General features: G+C 62.4%; 17 protein-coding genes. 16 read left to right on the top strand and 1 reads right to left on the bottom strand.

Translation table 11 applies throughout. From position 1 onward, the window contains the following. Positions 1–59: 59 nt before the first annotated feature. From acnA to HU715_RS04450, 3 genes are all read left to right on the top strand, one after another. Positions 60–2801 (top strand): aconitate hydratase AcnA, encoded by a 2742-nt coding sequence (gene acnA / locus HU715_RS04460; protein WP_186705239.1) that lies wholly within the window; start codon positions 60–62, stop codon positions 2799–2801. A 313-nt stretch (positions 2802–3114) separates the two neighbouring features. Further along, complete coding sequence (locus HU715_RS04455) at positions 3115–3903, top strand: CPBP family intramembrane glutamic endopeptidase (protein WP_186705240.1); 789 nt, start codon at positions 3115–3117, stop codon at positions 3901–3903. A 77-nt stretch (positions 3904–3980) separates the two neighbouring features. Further along, positions 3981–5546 carry a methyl-accepting chemotaxis protein gene (locus HU715_RS04450; RefSeq protein ID WP_186705241.1) on the top strand — a complete coding sequence of 522 codons (1566 nt, stop codon included), beginning with the start codon at positions 3981–3983 and terminating at the stop codon, positions 5544–5546. A 191-nt stretch (positions 5547–5737) separates the two neighbouring features. Here the strand turns inward: HU715_RS04450 and HU715_RS04445 are convergent, their stop codons facing one another. Then, complete coding sequence (locus tag HU715_RS04445; protein WP_225917553.1) at positions 5738–6427, bottom strand: alpha/beta family hydrolase; 690 nt, start codon at positions 6425–6427, stop codon at positions 5738–5740. 96 nt (positions 6428–6523) lie between these two features. Here HU715_RS04445 and ccoN (HU715_RS04440) point away from each other — a divergent pair, with 96 nt between their 5' ends. The 13 genes from ccoN (HU715_RS04440) (at position 6524) to HU715_RS04380 (ending at position 19285) form a co-directional block, all read left to right on the top strand. Beyond that, the gene (gene ccoN / locus HU715_RS04440) at positions 6524–7948 is read left to right on the top strand and encodes a cytochrome-c oxidase, cbb3-type subunit I (protein ID WP_186705242.1); all 1425 of its coding nucleotides are present in this window, start codon (positions 6524–6526) and stop codon (positions 7946–7948) included. Between the two features lie 10 nt (positions 7949–7958). Beyond that, positions 7959–8567, top strand: a complete 609-nt coding sequence (ccoO, locus tag HU715_RS04435; protein ID WP_053120686.1) for a cytochrome-c oxidase, cbb3-type subunit II — start codon at positions 7959–7961, stop codon at positions 8565–8567. A gap of 5 nt (positions 8568–8572) precedes the next feature. Next, positions 8573–8773, top strand: a complete 201-nt coding sequence (locus HU715_RS04430; RefSeq protein ID WP_186705243.1) for a cbb3-type cytochrome oxidase subunit 3 — start codon at positions 8573–8575, stop codon at positions 8771–8773. Next, on the top strand, positions 8770–9723 hold the full coding sequence (ccoP, locus tag HU715_RS04425; RefSeq protein WP_186705244.1) for a cytochrome-c oxidase, cbb3-type subunit III: 954 nt from the start codon (positions 8770–8772) through the stop codon (positions 9721–9723). The genes HU715_RS04430 and ccoP (HU715_RS04425) overlap by 4 nt, the downstream gene beginning before the upstream one ends. A 481-nt stretch (positions 9724–10204) precedes the next feature. Beyond that, complete coding sequence (gene ccoN / locus HU715_RS04420; RefSeq protein ID WP_053120682.1) at positions 10205–11647, top strand: cytochrome-c oxidase, cbb3-type subunit I; 1443 nt, start codon at positions 10205–10207, stop codon at positions 11645–11647. Beyond that, the gene (gene ccoO, locus HU715_RS04415; RefSeq protein WP_072407855.1) at positions 11647–12255 is read left to right on the top strand and encodes a cytochrome-c oxidase, cbb3-type subunit II; all 609 of its coding nucleotides are present in this window, start codon (positions 11647–11649) and stop codon (positions 12253–12255) included. Before ccoN (HU715_RS04420) ends, ccoO (HU715_RS04415) begins: the two co-directional genes overlap by 1 nt. A gap of 5 nt (positions 12256–12260) precedes the next feature. After that, positions 12261–12446: a CcoQ/FixQ family Cbb3-type cytochrome c oxidase assembly chaperone gene (locus HU715_RS04410; protein WP_003183474.1), complete on the top strand. Its 186-nt coding sequence runs from the start codon at positions 12261–12263 to the stop codon at positions 12444–12446. Continuing rightward, positions 12443–13426 (top strand): cytochrome-c oxidase, cbb3-type subunit III, encoded by a 984-nt coding sequence (gene ccoP, locus HU715_RS04405; RefSeq protein ID WP_186705245.1) that lies wholly within the window; start codon positions 12443–12445, stop codon positions 13424–13426. Before HU715_RS04410 ends, ccoP (HU715_RS04405) begins: the two co-directional genes overlap by 4 nt. A 152-nt stretch (positions 13427–13578) precedes the next feature. Next, positions 13579–13833: a type II toxin-antitoxin system Phd/YefM family antitoxin gene (locus HU715_RS04400; RefSeq protein WP_186705246.1), complete on the top strand. Its 255-nt coding sequence runs from the start codon at positions 13579–13581 to the stop codon at positions 13831–13833. Then, entirely contained in the window at positions 13834–14244 is a 411-nt protein-coding gene (locus tag HU715_RS04395; protein WP_186705247.1) for a type II toxin-antitoxin system VapC family toxin, read from the top strand. It begins immediately after the preceding gene. A 427-nt stretch (positions 14245–14671) separates the two neighbouring features. Next, positions 14672–16087, top strand: a complete 1416-nt coding sequence (gene ccoG, locus HU715_RS04390; RefSeq protein ID WP_186705248.1) for a cytochrome c oxidase accessory protein CcoG — start codon at positions 14672–14674, stop codon at positions 16085–16087. 11 nt (positions 16088–16098) lie between these two features. Continuing rightward, positions 16099–16638 (top strand): FixH family protein, encoded by a 540-nt coding sequence (locus HU715_RS04385; protein ID WP_186705249.1) that lies wholly within the window; start codon positions 16099–16101, stop codon positions 16636–16638. A 196-nt stretch (positions 16639–16834) separates the two neighbouring features. Continuing rightward, entirely contained in the window at positions 16835–19285 is a 2451-nt protein-coding gene (locus tag HU715_RS04380) for a heavy metal translocating P-type ATPase (RefSeq protein WP_186705250.1), read from the top strand. Positions 19286–19308 lie beyond the last annotated feature (23 nt).

The following is a 19308-nucleotide window of genomic DNA, read 5'->3' as shown; positions in this document are numbered from 1 at the left end:
TTAAAGGCTCTGTCCGTTCCGTCAGTCCGTAGCCGTGCGGACTCAAAGGAGTGATTTCAATGCCGTCCCTCGATAGCCTGAAAACCCTTAAAACACTGCAAGTCGACGCCAGGACCTACCACTATTTCAGCCTGCCGGATGCCGCCCGAAGCCTGGGCGACCTCGACAAACTGCCCATGTCCTTGAAAGTGCTGCTGGAAAACCTGCTGCGCTGGGAAGATGAAAAAACCGTCACCGGCGCCGACCTCAAGGCCCTGGCCGGTTGGCTCAAGGAGCGCCGCTCCGACCGCGAGATCCAATACCGCCCCGCACGGGTGCTGATGCAAGACTTCACCGGCGTGCCCGCCGTAGTCGACCTGGCCGCCATGCGCGCCGCTGTGGAAAAGGCCGGCGGCGACCCCCAGCGGATCAACCCGCTGTCCCCCGTGGACCTGGTGATCGACCACTCGGTGATGGTGGACAAGTTCGCCAGCCGCCAGGCGTTCGAGCAGAACGTCGACATCGAAATGCAGCGCAACGGCGAACGCTACGCCTTCCTGCGCTGGGGCCAGAGCGCCTTCGACAACTTCAGCGTGGTGCCGCCGGGCACCGGCATCTGTCACCAGGTCAACCTCGAATACCTGGGTCGCACCGTGTGGACCAAAGAGGAAGATGGTCGCACCTACGCCTTCCCCGACACCCTTGTGGGCACCGACTCCCACACCACCATGATCAACGGCCTCGGCGTACTGGGCTGGGGCGTCGGCGGGATCGAGGCGGAAGCAGCGATGCTGGGTCAACCGGTGTCGATGCTGATTCCCGAAGTCGTTGGCTTCAAACTCGTCGGCAAACTGCGCGAAGGCATCACCGCCACCGACCTGGTGCTGACCGTCACGCAGATGCTGCGCAAGAAAGGCGTGGTGGGCAAATTCGTCGAGTTCTATGGCGATGGCCTGGCCGACCTGCCCTTGGCCGACCGCGCCACCATCGCCAACATGGCTCCGGAATACGGCGCCACGTGCGGGTTCTTCCCGGTGGATGAGGTGACCCTGGACTACCTGCGCCTGTCCGGGCGTCCGGCTGACACCGTGAAGCTGGTGGAGGCCTACTGCAAGGCCCAGGGCCTGTGGCGTCTGCCCGGCCAGGAACCGGTGTTCACCGATACGCTGGAGCTGGACATGGGCAGCGTCGAGGCCAGCCTCGCCGGCCCTAAACGCCCTCAGGACCGGGTCTCGCTGCCCAATGTCGGCCAGGCCTTCAGCGACTTCCTGGGGTTGCAGGTCAAACCCACCAGTAAGGAAGAAGGCCGCCTGGAAAGTGAAGGCGGCGGTGGCGTCGCGGTGGGCAACGCCGACCAGGTAGGCGAAGCCGAGTACGAATACGAAGGCCACACCCATCGCCTGAAAAACGGCGCGGTGGTGATTGCCGCGATCACCTCGTGCACCAACACCTCCAACCCCAGCGTCATGATGGCCGCCGGGCTGCTGGCGAAAAAAGCCGTGGAAAAAGGCTTGGTTCGCAAGCCTTGGGTCAAGAGCTCCCTGGCACCGGGCTCCAAGGTGGTCACCGATTACTACAACGCGGCCGGCCTGACCGAATACCTGGATAAACTCGGTTTCGACCTGGTGGGCTATGGTTGCACCACCTGCATTGGCAACTCCGGGCCGTTGCCGGACCCCATCGAGAAAGCCATCCAGAAAGCCGATCTCACCGTGGCCTCGGTCTTGTCGGGCAACCGCAACTTCGAAGGCCGAGTGCACCCACTGGTGAAGACCAACTGGCTGGCCTCGCCGCCATTGGTGGTCGCCTATGCCCTGGCCGGCACGGTGCGCATCGACATCAGTAGCGAGCCGCTGGGCAACGACCGGGACGGCAAACCGGTGTACCTGCGGGACATCTGGCCCAGCAGCCAGGAAGTCGCCGCCGCCGTGGCCCAGGTCAATACCAGCATGTTCCACAAGGAATACGCCGCTGTGTTTGCCGGTGACGAGCAATGGCAGGCTATCGAGGTGCCGCAAGCGGCCACCTATGTCTGGCAGGACGATTCGACCTATATCCAGCATCCACCGTTCTTCGACGACATCGGCGGGCCGCCACCGGCGGTCAGGAACGTCGAGGGCGCCCGAGTGCTGGCCCTGCTGGGGGACTCGGTAACCACCGACCACATCTCCCCGGCCGGTAACATCAAGGCCGACAGCCCGGCCGGTCGTTACCTGCGCGAACAGGGCGTGGAGCCACGGGACTTCAACTCCTACGGTTCACGGCGTGGCAACCATCAGGTGATGATGCGCGGCACCTTCGCCAACATCCGCATCCGCAACGAAATGCTCGACGGCGAAGAAGGCGGCAATACGATCTACATTCCCAATGGCGAACGCATGCCGATCTACGACGCCGCCATGCTGTACCAGGCCGCGGGCACGCCGCTGGTGGTGATCGCCGGCCAGGAATATGGCACCGGGTCGAGCCGGGACTGGGCGGCCAAGGGCACCAATCTGTTGGGGGTCAAGGCGGTGATCGCAGAAAGCTTCGAGCGCATCCATCGCTCCAACCTGGTGGGCATGGGCGTGCTGCCGTTGCAGTTCAAGCTCGACCAGAACCGCAAGAGCCTGAACCTCACGGGCAAGGAAACCCTGGACATCCTCGGGCTCAATGACGTCGAACTGACGCCGCGCATGAACTTACCCTTGGTCATCACCCGGGAGGATGGCAGCCAGGAGCGAATCGAAGTGCTGTGTCGGATCGATACCTTGAATGAAGTGGAGTATTTCAAGGCCGGCGGGATTCTTCACTATGTCTTGCGACAATTGATTGCTGCTTGAAATTGTGGGAGCGGGCTTGCTCGCGAAGGCAGTGAAACAGTCAACATTGATGCTGCCAGGCACACCGCTTTCGCGAGCAAGCCCGCTCCCACAGGTTCTGCGGCTCGCTGACTGTTATTCACCTCTTAACGGGCGATGTTTTGTATCGACCCGCCTATAATCCCGCCGGCACCCACACAACCGCGCCAGCCAACTGCTTGCCCCTCCTGCGCATGAATCTGCATGGACACAAATGTGCTCTTTGCGCGACACAGTGGCGTCGAAGACCCGACGGCCGCCCTCGCCCAGAGTTCTCCCGCTAAAAGGATGTTGTATGCCCGCTCTATCCTGGCTTCACCTGGCCTTTCTTTCCACCGGCTATGGCTTGTCGCTGCTCTACGGCCAGTTGGCCTGGACCGCGGCCATCTCGGTTGCGCTGCTGCTGTTCGCCGGGTATGCGGTTCGCCAGCAACAGACACCGGTTGGCCAGTTTCTCGGGCATGCGCTGTTCATTGTCATGGCCCTGGCATTGGCCCTGCACTGGATGCCTGGCTTCTTTAACGGCCGGGCCATCGCCCCCCAGCGTTTGACCGATGATGCCGTGCCGTTTGCCATGTACCTGAACCAGGACAAGCCGCTGATCGGTTTCTGGCTATTGCTGGCCTGCCCCTGGATCGTCGGCCGGCGCTCACTGCGCCTGTCCGTCCAGGCCACGGCACTGGGCTTGGGGCTGAGCGCGATGCTGGCCCTCGGCGGGGCTGTGCTGCTGGGCATGGTCCACTGGGCGCCGAAGTGGCCGGATCACGCCTGGTTGTGGACCGCTAATAATCTTTTATTGGTCACGATCGTGGAGGAAGCGCTGTTTCGTGGCTACATTCAGGGGGGGTTGAGTCGACGCTTCAAACATTTGGCCCAGGGCGACAACCTGGCGCTGCTCCTGGCCTCGCTGCTGTTCGGCCTGGTGCATGCCGGCGCGGGCTGGCAGTGGGTGCTGTTGTCGGGCCTGGCGGGCGTCGGTTACGGCCTGGCGTATCGTTTTGGCGGCCTGGGCGCGGCGGTCGCTACGCATTTTTTGCTCAACCTGCTTCATTTCGCCCTCTTTACCTACCCGATGCTGGCGTGATAGCGACAGGCAAAAATAACTTCAACTAAAACCTGACGACGCCGACAACCTTTCAAAGCCTTGCGGATCTACACACCATGCGTAACAACCAACCCGTCACACAACGCGAAAGGACCTTCCCGGCCCAGCAACGATTGATTTCCACCACAGACACCAAGGGTGTGATCACTTACTGCAACGATGCTTTCGTTGAAGTCAGCGGGTATTCGAAGGAAGAACTGATCCGTGCGCCGCACAATCTCGTGCGCCATCCCGATGTCCCCTCCGCCGTGTTCGCGCACATGTGGGGCACGCTGAAACAAGGCTTGCCATGGATGGGCATCGTCAAGAATCGCTGCAAGAGCGGTGACCATTACTGGGTCAACGCCTATGTCACGCCCGTGTTCGAGGGCAATCAGGTGGTCGGCTACGAGTCGGTGCGGGTCAAGCCCACCGCCGAGCAGATCGGCCGCGCCGAAGCCCTCTACCAACGCATCAACCAGGGCAAGTCCGCAGTGCCGGGCAGCGACAAGTGGTTGCCGATACTGCAGGACTGGCTGCCGTTCATCCTGGTCAGCCAGCTGGGCTTCGTCGTCGGCGCGTTTCTGAATTCTTCCTGGGGCTTTGCCCTGGCTGCCCTGCTGTCGGTGCCCTTGGGGCTGATGGGCCTGCAATGGCAGCAACGCGGGATCAAGCGCCTGCTGCGCCTGGCCGAACAAACCACCTCCGACCCGCTGATCGCGCGGATGTACACCGACAGCCGCGGCGTCCAGGCACGCCTGGAGATGTCGATCCTCAGCCAGCAAGCGCGCCTGAAAACCTGCCTGACCCGCCTGCAGGACACCGCCGAACACCTCAACGACCAGGCTCGCCAGTCCAATACCCTGGCCCACGACAGCTCCAGCGGCCTGGAACGTCAGCGGGTGGAAACCGAACAGGTCGCCACGGCCGTCAACCAGATGGCGGCAACGACCCAGGAGGTCGCCAGCCACGTGCAGCGCACCGCCGATGCCACCCAGGAAGCCAATCGCCTGACCAGCCGCGGCCGCGACATCGCCGGGGAAACCCGCGAAGCCATCGAGCGGCTATCGGTGGTGGTGGGTGAGACCGGTCAAACCGTCACCCAACTGGCCAAGGACAGCGATGAGATCGGTGGCGTGGTCGACGTGATCAAAGGCATCGCCGACCAGACCAACCTGCTGGCCCTCAACGCGGCCATCGAAGCGGCCCGTGCCGGCGAGATGGGCCGTGGCTTTGCCGTGGTGGCCGACGAGGTAAGGCAACTGGCGCAACGCACCAGCGAGTCCACCGGGCAGATCCACGCGCTGATCGCCAAGCTCCAGCAGACCGCCACCAACGCCGTGCAAACCATGGACGCCGGCAACCGCCAGGCCGAAGAAGGCGTGGCGCGAGTCATGGAAGCGGACCAGGCGTTGGTGGGCATCAGCGAAGCCGTGGCGCATATCACGGACATGGCCACCCAGATCGCCGCTGCCACCGAGGAACAAAGCTCAGTGGCCGAGGAGATCAGCCGCAACATCAGCAACATCTCGGAACTGGCCGACCAGACTTCGGGACAGGCCCACAGCTCGGCGCTGCTCAGCGAAGAGCTGACCCGGACAGCCAATACGCAGTATTCGTTGGTGGAGCGGTTCAACCGCTGATAGATGCCTGCCCAGTAAAAAACCGGGAAGGTGTTGCTCCCCGGTTTTTTATTGCCAATTCAAAAGTGGTGTCGCGTTATGAACCATCTTCGCGAGCAAGCCCGCTCCCACAGGGGATTGCAGTTGTTCATGCGAACGCATTCTAAAATGTGGGAGCGGGCTTGCTCGCGAAGAGGCCAGGACAGACGCTATCAATCCTGAAGAAACGCCGCCACCGTTCTCGCCGCCGCCTCCAAATGCTGCTCATGACTGAACCCCGAAACCTTCAGCGGCTTGAGGTCATGATCCCCCGCCACCAACCACAACACCTCGATGCTGGGTGACAAGGTGTAGCCCTGCACCGCCTCCCGATTACCCAACGCATCCCGCTCGCCCTGGACAATCAACGTGCGGGTCTTCAATGCCGCCAGATGCTCGACCCGCGGTTTCTCCGGCTTGCCCACCGCGTAGAAGGGATAGCCCAGGCATACCAGCGCATCGGCGCCCAGCTCATCGGCCAGCAGGCTCGCCATGCGCCCCCCCATGGACTTGCCGCCAATGGCCAGCCGCCCAGCGACATAAGGCCGCACCTTGGCGTACACCTCTCGCCAGCATTCGAGCAGCTTGGGCGCCGGGTTCGGTGGACGCTTGCCGCCATCCAGACGCCGCTGGGCCATGTAGGGAAACTCGAAGCGCAACACGTTGACGCCTTGTGCGGCAAGGCGTGCGGCCATTTCCTCCATGAAGCCGCTGTCCATCGGCGCACCGGCACCGTGGGCCAGGATCAGGGTCGGTGGTTCGGCGCACACCCCGGGCCGCGCGGCCGTCCACAACCAGCCATGTTGCTCCACGCACCGCGCCCATTGATCCCCGTCAATACTGGCCTTGTGCTGTTTGTCCATGCTTGCCTCGCTTTTAGTCTGCCTATAACTCCAGGCGAAGAACGCCGCACTGCCTTGCGCAGGCGCTCACTTCGGCTGAACCGTGGATGGGGAACCATGAACACTTCTATCAGTACCGCCTACAACTACAAGGTGGTCCGCCAATTCGCCATTATGACGGTGGTGTGGGGCATCGTCGGCATGGGGCTCGGGGTTTTTCTCGCAGCCCAATTGGTCTGGCCGCAGCTCAACTTCGATTTGCCCTGGACCAGCTTCGGCCGCCTGCGCCCGCTGCACACCAACGCGGTGATCTTCGCCTTCGGCGGCTGCGCGTTGTTTGCCAGTTCGTTCTACTCGGTGCAACGCACCTGCCAAACTCAGCTGTTTGCGCCGAAAATCGCCGCGTTCTGCTTCTGGGGCTGGCAACTGGTGATCCTGCTGGCGGCCATCAGCCTGCCGCTGGGCTACACCAGTTCCAAGGAGTACGCCGAACTGGAATGGCCGATCGACATCCTGATCACCATCGTCTGGGTCGCCTACGCCATTGTGTTCTTCGGCACCGTGGCCAAGCGCAACACCAAGCACATCTATGTCGGTAACTGGTTCTTCGGCGGGTTCATCCTGACCGTGGCGATCCTGCACATCGTCAACAACCTGGAACTGCCGGTGAGCTGGACCAAGTCCTACTCGGTGTACGCCGGGGCCACGGACGCGATGGTGCAATGGTGGTACGGGCACAACGCCGTAGGCTTTTTCCTCACCGCAGGCTTCCTGGGGATGATGTATTACTTCGTGCCGAAGCAGGCCGAACGCCCGGTGTATTCCTATCGCCTGTCCATCGTCCACTTCTGGGCGCTGATCACCCTGTACATCTGGGCCGGCCCGCACCACCTGCACTACACCGCGCTGCCGGACTGGGCACAGTCCCTGGGCATGGTGATGTCGCTGATCCTGCTGGCACCGAGCTGGGGCGGCATGATCAACGGCATGATGACCCTCTCGGGCGCCTGGCATAAGTTGCGCAGCGACCCGATCCTGCGGTTCCTGGTGGTGTCCCTGGCGTTCTACGGCATGTCGACCTTCGAAGGTCCGATGATGGCGATCAAGACCGTCAACGCCCTTTCCCACTACACCGACTGGACCATCGGCCACGTGCATGCCGGCGCGCTCGGCTGGGTGGCGATGATTTCCATCGGCGCGCTGTACCACATGATCCCGAAAGTCTTCGGCCGGCCACAGATGCACAGCATCGGCCTGATCAACGCGCACTTCTGGCTCGCGACCATCGGCACCGTGCTCTACATCGCCTCGATGTGGGTCAACGGCATCGCCCAGGGCCTGATGTGGCGGGCGGTGAACGAGGACGGCACGCTCACCTATTCCTTCGTCGAAACCCTGGTGGCCAGCCACCCAGGCTTCGTCGTGCGGTTGGCGGGCGGGGCGATCTTCCTCATCGGCATGCTGCTGATGGCCTACAACACCTGGCGCACCGTGCGGGCCTACCAGCCTGCCGAAGCCGCCGCTGCCGCGCAGATGGCCTGAGGAGTCCGCCATGAAACACGAAACAATCGAAAAAAACGTCGGCCTGCTGATGCTGCTGATGGTCCTGGCCGTGAGCATTGGCGGCCTGACCCAGATCGTGCCGCTGTTCTTCCAGGACGTGACCAACAAGCCGGTGGACGGCATGAAGCCCTACACCGCCCTGCAACTGGAAGGCCGCGACATCTACATCCGTGAAGGCTGCGTCGGCTGTCACTCGCAGATGATCCGTCCGTTCCGCGCCGAGACCGAGCGCTACGGCCACTACTCCGTCGCTGGCGAAAGTGTCTGGGATCACCCGTTCCTGTGGGGTTCCAAGCGTACCGGGCCGGACCTGGCACGGGTCGGCGCGCGCTACTCCGATGATTGGCACCGCGCCCACTTGTACAACCCGCGCAACGTCGTGCCGGAGTCGAAAATGCCGGCCTACCCCTGGCTGGTGGCCCAGGCAGTGGACAGCAGCCACACCGAAGGCAAGCTGCGCGCCATGCGCACCCTCGGCGTGCCGTACACCGACGACGACATCGCAGGCAGCGTGGCCTCGCTCAAGGGCAAGACCGAAATGGACGCGCTGGTGGCCTACCTGCAAGTGCTCGGCACTGCCATCAAGAGCAAGAGGTGAGCCTGATGTTCTTTGAAATGAGCACTGGAATGATCCGTGGGCTGGGCACCGTCGTGGTGTTCATCGCCTTCATCGGCCTGATCCTGTGGGTGTTCAGCAGCAAGCGCGGACCGGAGTTCGCCCAGGCGCGCCTGCTGCCGTTCGCCGACGAGCCACCTGCCGATCTCACCCCCCAAGACCCTGCAACAAGGAGTACCCGGCCATGACCACCTTCTGGAGTACGTGGATCTGCGTACTGACCCTCGGCAGCCTCATCGGCCTGACCTGGCTGCTGATCGGCACCCGCAAGGGCGAGACCAAGGGCAGCGTCGACCAGACCATGGGCCACAGCTTCGACGGCATCGAGGAATACGACAACCCACTGCCGCAGTGGTGGTTCCTGTTGTTCGCCGGCACCCTGGTGTTTTCCGTCGGTTACCTGGTCCTCTACCCGGGCCTGGGCAACTGGAAAGGCATCCTGCCCGGGTACGAGAACGGCTGGACCGGCGCCCATGAATGGGAAAAGGAAATGGCCAAGGCGGACGCCAAGTTCGGGCCGATCTTCGCCAAGTTCGCGGCCATGCCCGTGGAAGAAGTCGCCAAAGACCCACAGGCCTTGAAGATGGGTGGCCGCCTGTTCGCCTCCAACTGCTCGGTCTGCCACGGCTCGGACGCCAAGGGTGCCTTCGGCTTCCCGAACCTGGCCGACAGCAACTGGCGCTGGGGCGGCGCCGCCGAGACCATCAAGGCGACCATCATGGGCGGACGCATGGCGGCGATGCCGGCCTGGGGGGAAGTGCTGGGGGAGGCCGGGGTCAAAAACGTGGCCGCCTATGTTCGCCACGACCTGGCCGGCCTGCCTTTGCCGGCAGACAGCGGTGCCGACCTGCAAGCCGGCCAGCAGGCCTTCAACACCACCTGCGTTGCCTGCCACGGCGCCAACGGCCAGGGCACCGAAGCCATGGGGGCGCCGAACCTGACGCAACCGGCCGGCTTCATCTACGGCACCAGCCTGACCCAGTTGCAGCAGACCATTCGCCACGGACGCCAAGGCCACATGCCGGCACAGAATGAGTTGCTGGGCAATGACAAGGTGCAACTGCTCGCGGCTTATGTCTACAGCCTGTCCCAGGGTGTCGGCACCGGGCGCCTGCAAGCGGAACACAAAAGCGAATAAATCCTGACCACACGAACAGCCGCATTCATCTGGATGCGGCTGTTCCGTGCCCCTGCGCGACTCATTGTCGCACCCTCCCATAGTCTTTCTTTCGGTTCCCCTGAATCAGGTCTAAGCTTGCCTTTGCGTGCGCTGGCGACTGCCGGTTTCAGGTCGATCCGACCCGATGCGTTCGACAATCGTTCGACAAAAAGGCCGCAAAGGCAGGTGAATACCGGCCGTTGCGACAGTTGCCTGGCATCACCCGAACGCTGTGTTCGAACACACCCCGTTACAACCGACCTGCCCCCCTCGCCTCTTTCCTTCGTTGCGACATTTTGCCGAGGGCCAATTTTGTCCCTACACCGAACAGGGAAAGGCCGCAGAATCAGCTTTGGAAAGCATTGACCCAGGTCATGGCGCGTTGCAATGACCCCCCGCTTTCTCCATACTTGCGACCGATTTTTATCCTAATAAAACACCCAAACCGTGGAACCTTAGAATGAGCACAGCAATCAGTCCGACTGCTTATAACTATAAGGTAGTCCGCCAGTTCGCCATCATGACGGTGGTCTGGGGGATCCTTGGCATGGGGCTCGGTGTCTTCATCGCCTCGCAACTGGTCTGGCCGGAGTTGAACTTCGATCTGCCATGGACGACATTTGGACGCCTGCGCCCGCTGCACACCAACCTGGTGATCTTCGCCTTCGGTGGTTGTGCGTTGTTTGCCACTTCTTACTACGTCGTGCAGCGAACCTGCCAAACGCGACTGATTTCCGACAGCCTCGCCGCCTTCACCTTCTGGGGTTGGCAAGCGGTGATCGTCGGCGCGATCGTGACCTTGCCAATGGGTTTCACCACCACCAAGGAATACGCGGAACTGGAATGGCCCCTGGCTATCCTGCTGGCGATCGTCTGGGTGACCTACGGTTTGGTGTTCTTCGGCACCATCGTCAAGCGCAAGACCAAGCACATCTACGTCGGTAACTGGTTCTACGGTGCCTTCATCGTCGTGACCGCCATGCTGCACATCGTCAACCACGCCTCCCTGCCGGTCAGCTTCTTCAAGTCGTACTCGGCCTATTCGGGCGCGACCGACGCGATGATCCAGTGGTGGTACGGCCACAACGCCGTGGGGTTCTTCCTGACCACCGGCTTCTTGGGGATGATGTACTACTTCGTGCCGAAACAGGCCGAGCGTCCGATCTATTCCTATCGCCTGTCCATCGTCCACTTCTGGGCGCTGATCACCCTGTACATCTGGGCCGGCCCGCACCACCTGCACTACACCGCACTGCCAGACTGGGCACAATCCCTGGGCATGGCGATGTCGATCATCCTGCTGGCGCCAAGCTGGGGCGGCATGATCAACGGCATGATGACCCTGTCGGGTGCCTGGCATAAATTGCGCACCGACCCGATCCTGCGCTTCCTGGTGGTATCCCTGGCGTTCTACGGCATGTCGACCTTCGAAGGCCCGATGATGGCCATCAAGACCGTCAACTCCCTGAGCCACTACACCGACTGGACCATCGGCCACGTACACGCCGGTGCACTCGGTTGGGTTGCGATGATTTCCATCGGCGCCATCTACCACATGATCCCGAAACTGTTCGGTCGTGCGCAGATGCACAGCACCGGCCTGATCAACGCGCACTTCTGGCTCGCGACCATCGGCACCGTGCTCTACATCGCCTCGATGTGGGTCAACGGCATCACCCAAGGCCTGATGTGGCGTGCGATCAACGACGACGGCACCCTGACCTATTCGTTCGTCGAAGCGCTGCAAGCCAGCCACCCTGGCTTCATCGTGCGTGCCCTGGGCGGCGCGTTCTTCGCCAGCGGCATGCTGTTCATGGCCTACAACGTGTACCGCACCGTTCGTGCCTCTGACCCGGCTGAAGCTGAAGCCGCCGCCAAGATCGCCGTAGTTGGAGCTCACTGATGAAGCACGAAGCAGTAGAGAAGAATATCGGCCTGCTGGCCTTCTTCATGGTCATCGCCGTGAGCATCGGCGGCCTGACCCAGATCGTTCCGCTGTTCTTCCAGGATGTGACCAACAAGCCGGTCGAAGGCATGAAGCCGCGTACCGCCCTTGAACTGGAAGGCCGTGACATCTATATCGCCAACGGCTGTGTCGGCTGCCACTCGCAGATGATCCGTCCGTTCCGCGCCGAGACCGAACGCTACGGCCACTACTCCGTTGCCGGCGAAAGCGTCTGGGACCACCCGTTCCTGTGGGGTTCCAAGCGTACCGGCCCGGACCTGGCCCGCGTTGGCGGCCGCTACTCCGACGACTGGCAGCGTGCGCACTTGTACAACCCGCGCAACGTAGTGCCTGAGTCGAAAATGCCGGCCTACCCGTTCCTCGTAGAAAACAAGCTCGACGGCAAAGACACCGCCAAGAAAATGGAAGTCCTGCGTGCCTTGGGCGTGCCTTACACCGACGAAGACATCGCCGGTGCCAGGGATGCCGTCAAGGGCAAGACTGAAATGGACGCGCTGGTGGCCTATCTGCAAGGCCTGGGCACCATCATCAAAAGCAAACGGTGATTTAGATGGATATCGGGATGATTCGTGGCCTGGGCACCGTCGTCGTGATGGTGGCCTTCATTGGTCTGGCCCTGTGGGTGTTCAGCCCCAAGCGCAAGTCGGAGTTTGACGACGCGACCTTGCTGCCGTTCGCGGATGATCCCGAAGCCATCAAGCACGTCGAGCAAGCTTCTAGGAGTAACAAAGAATGACTACATTCTGGAGTCTGTACGTCACAGTCCTCAGCCTGGGAACGATCTTCGCCCTGACCTGGCTGCTGCTGTCGACCCGCAAGGGCCAGCGCAGCGAAGCCACCGAAGAGACGGTTGGCCACTCCTTCGACGGGATCGAGGAGTACGACAACCCGCTGCCGAAATGGTGGTTCATGCTGTTCGTGGGCACCATCATTTTCGCCCTCGGTTACCTGGTGCTCTACCCTGGCCTGGGCAACTGGAAAGGCCTGCTGCCAGGCTATAACTACCTGGACACCGAAAAGCAGACCGCCTTCGCCAACGGCCAGACCGGCTGGACAGGCGTTCATGAGTGGGAAAAGGAAATGGCGCGCTCGGACGCCAAGTTCGGTCCGATCTTCGCCAAGTTCGCCTCCATGCCGATCGAAGAAGTCGCCAAGGACCCACAAGCCCTGAAGATGGGTGGCCGCCTGTTCGCCTCCAACTGCTCGGTTTGCCATGGTTCCGACGCCAAGGGTGCCTACGGTTTCCCGAACCTGACCGACGCCGACTGGCGCTGGGGCGGTGAGCCGGAAACCATCAAGACCACCATCATGGGCGGCCGTCACGCCGTGATGCCGGGCTGGGCTGCCGTGGTGGGCGAACAAGGCGTGGCCGACGTGGCCGCCTACCTGGTGACCGGTCTGCACGGTCGCAAACTGCCCGAAGGCGCCAAGGCCGATCCGGCCAACGGTCAGAAACTGTTCGCGGCCAACTGCGTGGCCTGCCACGGTCCTGCCGGCAAGGGCACGCCCGCCATGGGCGCACCTGACCTGACACATCCAGCGGGCTTCATCTACGGTTCGAGCTTCGCTCAACTGCAGCAGACCATCCGCTACGGTCGCCAGGGCCAGATGCCGGCCCAGGCCGACCTGCAAGGCAACGACAAGGTCCACCTGCTGGCGGCCTATGTCTACAGCCTGTCTCACGGCGAAAAGGCTCCGGCCGCTGACGCCCAGTAAGACAAGTCGCTGATACACGAAAGGCCCCGCCAATCCGATTGGCGGGGCCTTTTTGTTACTGGCAGGAAAACCCTGGAAAAGCTGTTGCGCTTGCGGCCTCTCCACACCAGTAGTAACGTGCCTACATTCGAACTGAACATGAGGGCACGCCCATGTCCATCACCACCCTCTCCAGCCGTGAATTCAACCACGACACAAGTGGTGCCAAAAAAGCCACCCGCGAAGGGCCGGTGATCATCACCGACCGTGGCAAGCCGGCCCATGTGCTGCTAAGCATTGAGGAGTACCAGAAACTGACCGGCCTCGGCACCAGCATTGTCGAGTTGCTGCTCATGCCCGATGCGCCGGACATCGACTTCGAGACCGAGCGCGCCGTCATCACGCCTCGCTCGGTGGACCTGTCCTGAATGTTTCTACTCGATACCAACGTCATTTCCGAACTGCGCAAATCCCAGGCAGACAAGAACGTCCAGGCCTGGGCGCGCAGCGTTCCCGCGCCCAGCCTGTACGTCTCGGCGATTACCGTACTGGAACTGGAAACCGGCGTGCTGCGCTTTGAACGCAAGGACCCGACGCAGGGTGGTCGCCTGCGGGCCTGGCTGGATGATCATGTGCTGCCGGCCTTTGCTGGCAGGATCCTGGCCGTGGACCGTGCCGTCGCGCTGCGCTGCGCTCGCCTGCATGTGCCTGACCGCAGCAATGAATGTGATGCATTGATCGCCGCGACCGCGCTGGTTCATGGGTTGACCGTGGTGACCCGCAACGTGAGTGATTTCCAGGGCTGCGGCGTGGCGGTGCTCGATCCGTGGGTTGGCTGATGTCTATTTGGCAGTCACTACAAGGTGGCCTTTTTGTGGCGAGGGAGCTTGCTCCCGCTGGGTGGCGAAGCCGCCCCAGAAAATCGCCAGGCTTTTCCAGGTCAGACCGCACCCGCCTGATTTACGACGGCTGCGCCGCCGAGCGGGAGCAAGCTCCCTCGCCACAGAAGGCCTCCTCGCCACGAACAGGGGAGCCCTCAGAACGTGGCCTTCGTTTCGCCAACGCCATCGACTGTCTATAGTCAATTGATCTGGATCATGACTTGTTACATCCGCTACACCATTCGACCCAGACGCCCAACGCGACCAAAGGTCGCACCCTTGAGCCAGAGCGACAGGCGTATCATTGCGCCACTGCAACACCCTTTCTGACCGAGGTCGGCACGTACTGGCCCCGGCACTTTTCCACTGCCGTGGGATGCAATTGATGAGCAACCAGATTCCGGTACATGACGTTACCCCGCCTGCCAAGGACGCTAACAAAAGCGTCGACCTGTATGCCTCTCGGGAAAAAATCTACACCCGCGCCTTCACCGGCCTGTTTCGCAACCTGCGGATGGTGGGCGGAGCGTTCCTGTTCCTGCTGTATTTCGGTACGGTCTGGTTGAACTGGGGCGGCCATCAGGCCGTCTGGTGGAACCTGCCGGAGCGCAAATTCTTCATTTTCGGTGCGACGTTCTGGCCCCAGGATTTCATCCTGCTCTCCGGGATGCTGATCATTGCCGCGTTTGGCCTGTTTTTCATCACGGTCTATGCCGGACGGGTGTGGTGCGGCTACACCTGTCCACAAAGCGTGTGGACCTGGATCTTCATGTGGTGCGAAAAAGTCACCGAAGGTGACCGCAACCAGCGCATCAAGCTCGACAAGGCGCCCATGGGTGCCAACAAATTCCTGCGCAAGTTCGCCAAGCACAGCCTGTGGCTGCTGATCGGCTTCGTCACCGGTGTGACCTTCGTCGGTTACTTCACGCCGATCCGCGAACTGGTGTTCGAGTTCTTTACCGGCCAGGCCGATGGCTGGTCGTATTTCTGGATCGGCTTCTTCACTCTCGCCACCTACGGCAACGCCGGCTGGCTGCGTGAACAGGTGTGCATCTATATGTGCCCTTACGCGCGCTTCCAAAGCGTGATGTTCGACAAGGACACCTTGATCGTGTCCTACGACCCGCGTCGTGGCGAAAGCCGTGGCCCGCGCAAGAAGGGCGTCGACTACAAGGCCCTGGGTCTTGGCGACTGCATCGACTGCACCATGTGCGTCCAAGTCTGCCCGACCGGCATCGACATCCGCGACGGCCTGCAGATCGAATGCATCGGATGTGCCGCTTGCATCGATGCCTGTGACAACATCATGGACAAGATGGATTATCCCCGCGGCCTGATCAGCTACACCACCGAACACAACCTCTCGGGGCAGAAAACCCATAAACTGCGCCCGCGCCTGATCGGTTATGCCTTGGTATTGCTGGCGATGATCAGCCTGCTGGCGGCGGCATTCTTCATGCGCTCGCTGGTGGGGTTCGATGTCAGCAAGGATCGCGTGCTGTACCGCGAAAACGCCGAAGGCCGGATCGAGAACGTCTACAGCCTGAAGATCATGAACAAAGACCAACGCGACCATACGTACGTCCTGGACGCCGTTGGCCTGCCCGACCTCAAGCTGCAAGGTCGCCGGGAAATCAAGGTCGCCGCCGGCGAGATCTACAGCCAGCCGGTCGAGCTGTCCAGCGCACCGGAACAACTGCCATCAAGCGCCAACGAGGTGACGTTCATCCTCAAGGACGCCGATGACGAAAGCGTACATGTCGAAGCCAAGAGCCGGTTCATCGGCCCACAAACTCGTTGAGAGAAATGAACATGCCTGCAGCAACCGCCACCAGCCCTTGGTACAAGCACCTCTGGCCGTGGATCATCATTGCGATCCTGAGCTGCTCGGTGACACTGAGCCTGACGATGGTGACCATTGCGGTGAACAACCCCGACAATCTGGTCAATGACAACTATTACGAAGCCGGCAAGGGCATCAACCGCTCGCTGGAGCGCGAACTGCTGGCCCAGACCCTGCAACTGCATGCCAATGTGCAACTGGATGACGTGACCGGCGAAGTGAATCTGCGCCTGAACGGCGACAGCCGTCCCCAGACCCTGGAACTGAGCCTGATCTCGCCGACCCAACCGGAGAAGGACCGCAAGATCGTCCTGACCCGCAACGACAGTGAGCCGGGGCGCTACGTCGGCCAGTTGACGGACAAGATCGAAGGCCGGCGCTTTGTCGAATTGCTGGGGGTGGAGCACGACAAGACCTGGCGCCTGTTCGAAGAAGAGCAAATCAACCACGACCAGGCCATCCTGCTGGGCGATGAACCGCTGCAAGGCGCTGAAGACCTGAAAAAATAAGCTGCTGTTGTGGCGAGGGAGCTTGCTCCCGCTGGGCTGCGAAGCGGCCCTGAAGCCTGAGTCCCGGCGCTATCAGGCTCCATCGTGTCGGCTGCTTTGGGCCTGCTACGCAGGCCAGCGGGAGCAAGCTCCCTCGCCACAAAAAGCGCCCTCACTTGTAGCAAGCTCCTTCCACAAAGGCCTTCATGCGATACCCATGACCACTCCACAGCCCTGCTACCACTGCGCCCTGCCCGTTCCCCCCGGCAGTCGCTTCACCGCCGTTGTCCTCGGTGAAACCCGCGAGCTGTGCTGCCCGGGCTGCCAGGCGGTGGCCGAAGCGATTGTCGCCGGCGGCCTGGAAAGTTATTACCAGCATCGCAGTGAAGCATCGGCCAACCCCGAATCCCTGCCCGTCCAGTTGACCGATGAACTGGCGCTGTACGATCGCCCTGACGTACAGCAGTCGTTCGTACGCCATGAGGGCGAACTGGCCGAAACCACCCTGTTGATGGAAGGCATCAGTTGCGCCGCCTGCGGCTGGTTGATTGAAAAACAATTACGCAGCCTGCCGGCCGTGGCCGAGGCGCGGTTGAACCTGTCCAACCATCGCCTGCATGTGCGCTGGGCCGATGCCCAATTGCCGCTGAGCACGCTGCTCGCCGAATTGCGCCAGATCGGCTACGTAGCGCACCCGTACCAGGCCGACCAGGCGTGTGAACAACTCGCCGCACAAAACCGCCTGGCCCTGCGCCAATTGGGCGTGGCCGGCCTGTTGTGGTTCCAGGCGATGATGGCGACCATGGCGACCTGGCCGGAATTCAACATCGACCTGAGCCCGGAGATGCACACCATCCTGCGCTGGGTCGCCCTGTTTCTCACCACGCCCATCGTCTTCTACAGCTGTGCGCCGTTCTTCAAAGGCGCCCTGCGCGACCTGCGCACCCGCCACCTGACCATGGACGTTTCGGTGTCCCTGGCCATCGGCAGCGCCTACATAGCAGGTATCTGGACATCGATCACCGGCGTCGGCGAGTTGTACTTCGATGCCGTGGGCATGTTCGCCCTGTTCCTGCTGGCCGGCCGTTACCTGGAGCGCCGGGCCCGGGAGCGCACGGCGGCCGCCACCGCCCAACTGGTCAATTTGTTGCCGGCCTCGTGCCTGCGCCTGGCGGATGACGGCCAGAGCGAACGTATCCTGCTCAACGAATTGCGCACCGGCGATCGGGTGCTGGTACATCCCGGGGCGGTCCTGCCGGCCGATGGCAAGATCCTTGAGGGTCAATCCAGCATCGACGAATCGCTGCTGACCGGTGAATACCTGCCACAGCCTCGGCAAGTGGGCGATGCGGTCACCGCGGGCACGCTGAATGTCGAAGGCGCCTTGACCGTCGAAGTGCTGGCCCTCGGGCAAGACACCCGGCTGTCGGCCATCGTGCGCCTGCTGGAGCGGGCCCAGGCCGAAAAACCGCGACTGGCGGAAATCGCCGATCGCGCCGCCCAATGGTTCCTGTTGTTCTCCCTGGTCGCGGCTGCGGCCATCGGCTTGCTGTGGTGGCAACTGGATGCCTCGCGGGCCTTCTGGATCGTCCTGGCGATGCTGGTTGCCACCTGCCCCTGCGCGTTGTCCCTCGCCACGCCGACCGCCCTGACTGCGGCCACCGGCACCTTGCACAAACTTGGCCTGCTGCTGACGCGCGGCCATGTGCTGGAGGGCCTGAACCAGATCGACACGGTGATTTTCGACAAGACCGGCACCCTCACCGAAGGCCGCTTGGCCTTGCGCGCCATTCGGCCACTGGCGGGCCTCGACAGCGATCAGTGCCTGGGCTTGGCCGCGGCCTTGGAAAACCGCTCGGAACACCCCATCGCCCGGGCGTTTGGCCGCGCGCCGTTGGCCGCCGAGCAGGTGCACAGCACCCCGGGGCTGGGGCTGGAAGGCCAGGTGGCGGAACAGCGCCTGCGCATCGGCCAGCCCGGTTTTGTCTGCGAGCTGAGTGACGCTCCCGTACCGCAGATGCCGGACGAAGCCGGGCAATGGCTGTTGCTGGGCGATGAGATCGGACCGTTGGCCTGGTTCGTCCTCGATGACCGCTTGCGCGTCGATGCCCCGGCCCTGCTGGCGGCCTGCAAGGCACGAGGCTGGCGAACGCTGCTGCTGTCGGGCGACAGCTCTCCGATGGTCGCCAGTGTCGCGGCCGAGCTGGGCATCGATGAGGCCCGCGGCGGCCTGCGCCCGGATGACAAGCTGGCGGTGTTGCAGCAGCTACACCAACAAGGCCGCAAGGTATTGATGCTCGGCGATGGCGTGAACGACGTGCCGGTCCTGGCGGCGGCGGACATCAGTGTCGCCATGGGCTCGGCCACCGACCTGGCCAAGACCAGTGCCGACGCCGTGCTGCTGTCCAACCGCCTAGAGGCCCTGGTCCACGCCTTCAGCCTGGCCCGACGCACGCGCCGGGTGATCATCGAGAACCTGGTGTGGGCAGGGCTGTACAATGGCCTCATGTTGCCGTTCGCCGCCCTCGGCTGGATTACGCCGGTGTGGGCCGCGGTCGGCATGTCCATCAGTTCGTTGACCGTGGTGTTGAATGCCTTGAGGCTGACCCGCCAACCGAAGGCGCAGGTGTTCGCCGCCACGCCCGATACCCGTCCGCTGCCGGCCTGAGCCGCGCGGGCATGGAGTTCCGA

Source organism: Pseudomonas zanjanensis, assembly GCF_014268745.2.
Taxonomy (GTDB): domain Bacteria; phylum Pseudomonadota; class Gammaproteobacteria; order Pseudomonadales; family Pseudomonadaceae; genus Aquipseudomonas; species Aquipseudomonas zanjanensis.
This window is presented reverse-complemented; position numbering and strand designations above follow the sequence as displayed.

Coding starts and splice junctions, on each gene's coding strand:
- ccoG (WP_186705248.1), top strand. CDS start 14,672: ATGAGCAACCAGATTCCGGTACATGACGTTACCCCGCCTGCCAAGGAC.
- HU715_RS04400 (WP_186705246.1), top strand. CDS start 13,579: ATGTCCATCACCACCCTCTCCAGCCGTGAATTCAACCACGACACAAGT.
- HU715_RS04385 (WP_186705249.1), top strand. CDS start 16,099: ATGCCTGCAGCAACCGCCACCAGCCCTTGGTACAAGCACCTCTGGCCG.
- HU715_RS04450 (WP_186705241.1), top strand. CDS start 3,981: ATGCGTAACAACCAACCCGTCACACAACGCGAAAGGACCTTCCCGGCC.
- ccoO (WP_072407855.1), top strand. CDS start 11,647: ATGAAGCACGAAGCAGTAGAGAAGAATATCGGCCTGCTGGCCTTCTTC.
- HU715_RS04430 (WP_186705243.1), top strand. CDS start 8,573: ATGTTCTTTGAAATGAGCACTGGAATGATCCGTGGGCTGGGCACCGTC.
- ccoN (WP_186705242.1), top strand. CDS start 6,524: ATGAACACTTCTATCAGTACCGCCTACAACTACAAGGTGGTCCGCCAA.
- ccoP (WP_186705244.1), top strand. CDS start 8,770: ATGACCACCTTCTGGAGTACGTGGATCTGCGTACTGACCCTCGGCAGC.
- HU715_RS04455 (WP_186705240.1), top strand. CDS start 3,115: ATGCCCGCTCTATCCTGGCTTCACCTGGCCTTTCTTTCCACCGGCTAT.
- HU715_RS04395 (WP_186705247.1), top strand. CDS start 13,834: ATGTTTCTACTCGATACCAACGTCATTTCCGAACTGCGCAAATCCCAG.
- acnA (WP_186705239.1), top strand. CDS start 60: ATGCCGTCCCTCGATAGCCTGAAAACCCTTAAAACACTGCAAGTCGAC.
- ccoP (WP_186705245.1), top strand. CDS start 12,443: ATGACTACATTCTGGAGTCTGTACGTCACAGTCCTCAGCCTGGGAACG.
- HU715_RS04445 (WP_225917553.1), bottom strand. CDS start 6,427: ATGGACAAACAGCACAAGGCCAGTATTGACGGGGATCAATGGGCGCGG.
- HU715_RS04410 (WP_003183474.1), top strand. CDS start 12,261: ATGGATATCGGGATGATTCGTGGCCTGGGCACCGTCGTCGTGATGGTG.
- HU715_RS04380 (WP_186705250.1), top strand. CDS start 16,835: ATGACCACTCCACAGCCCTGCTACCACTGCGCCCTGCCCGTTCCCCCC.
- ccoN (WP_053120682.1), top strand. CDS start 10,205: ATGAGCACAGCAATCAGTCCGACTGCTTATAACTATAAGGTAGTCCGC.
- ccoO (WP_053120686.1), top strand. CDS start 7,959: ATGAAACACGAAACAATCGAAAAAAACGTCGGCCTGCTGATGCTGCTG.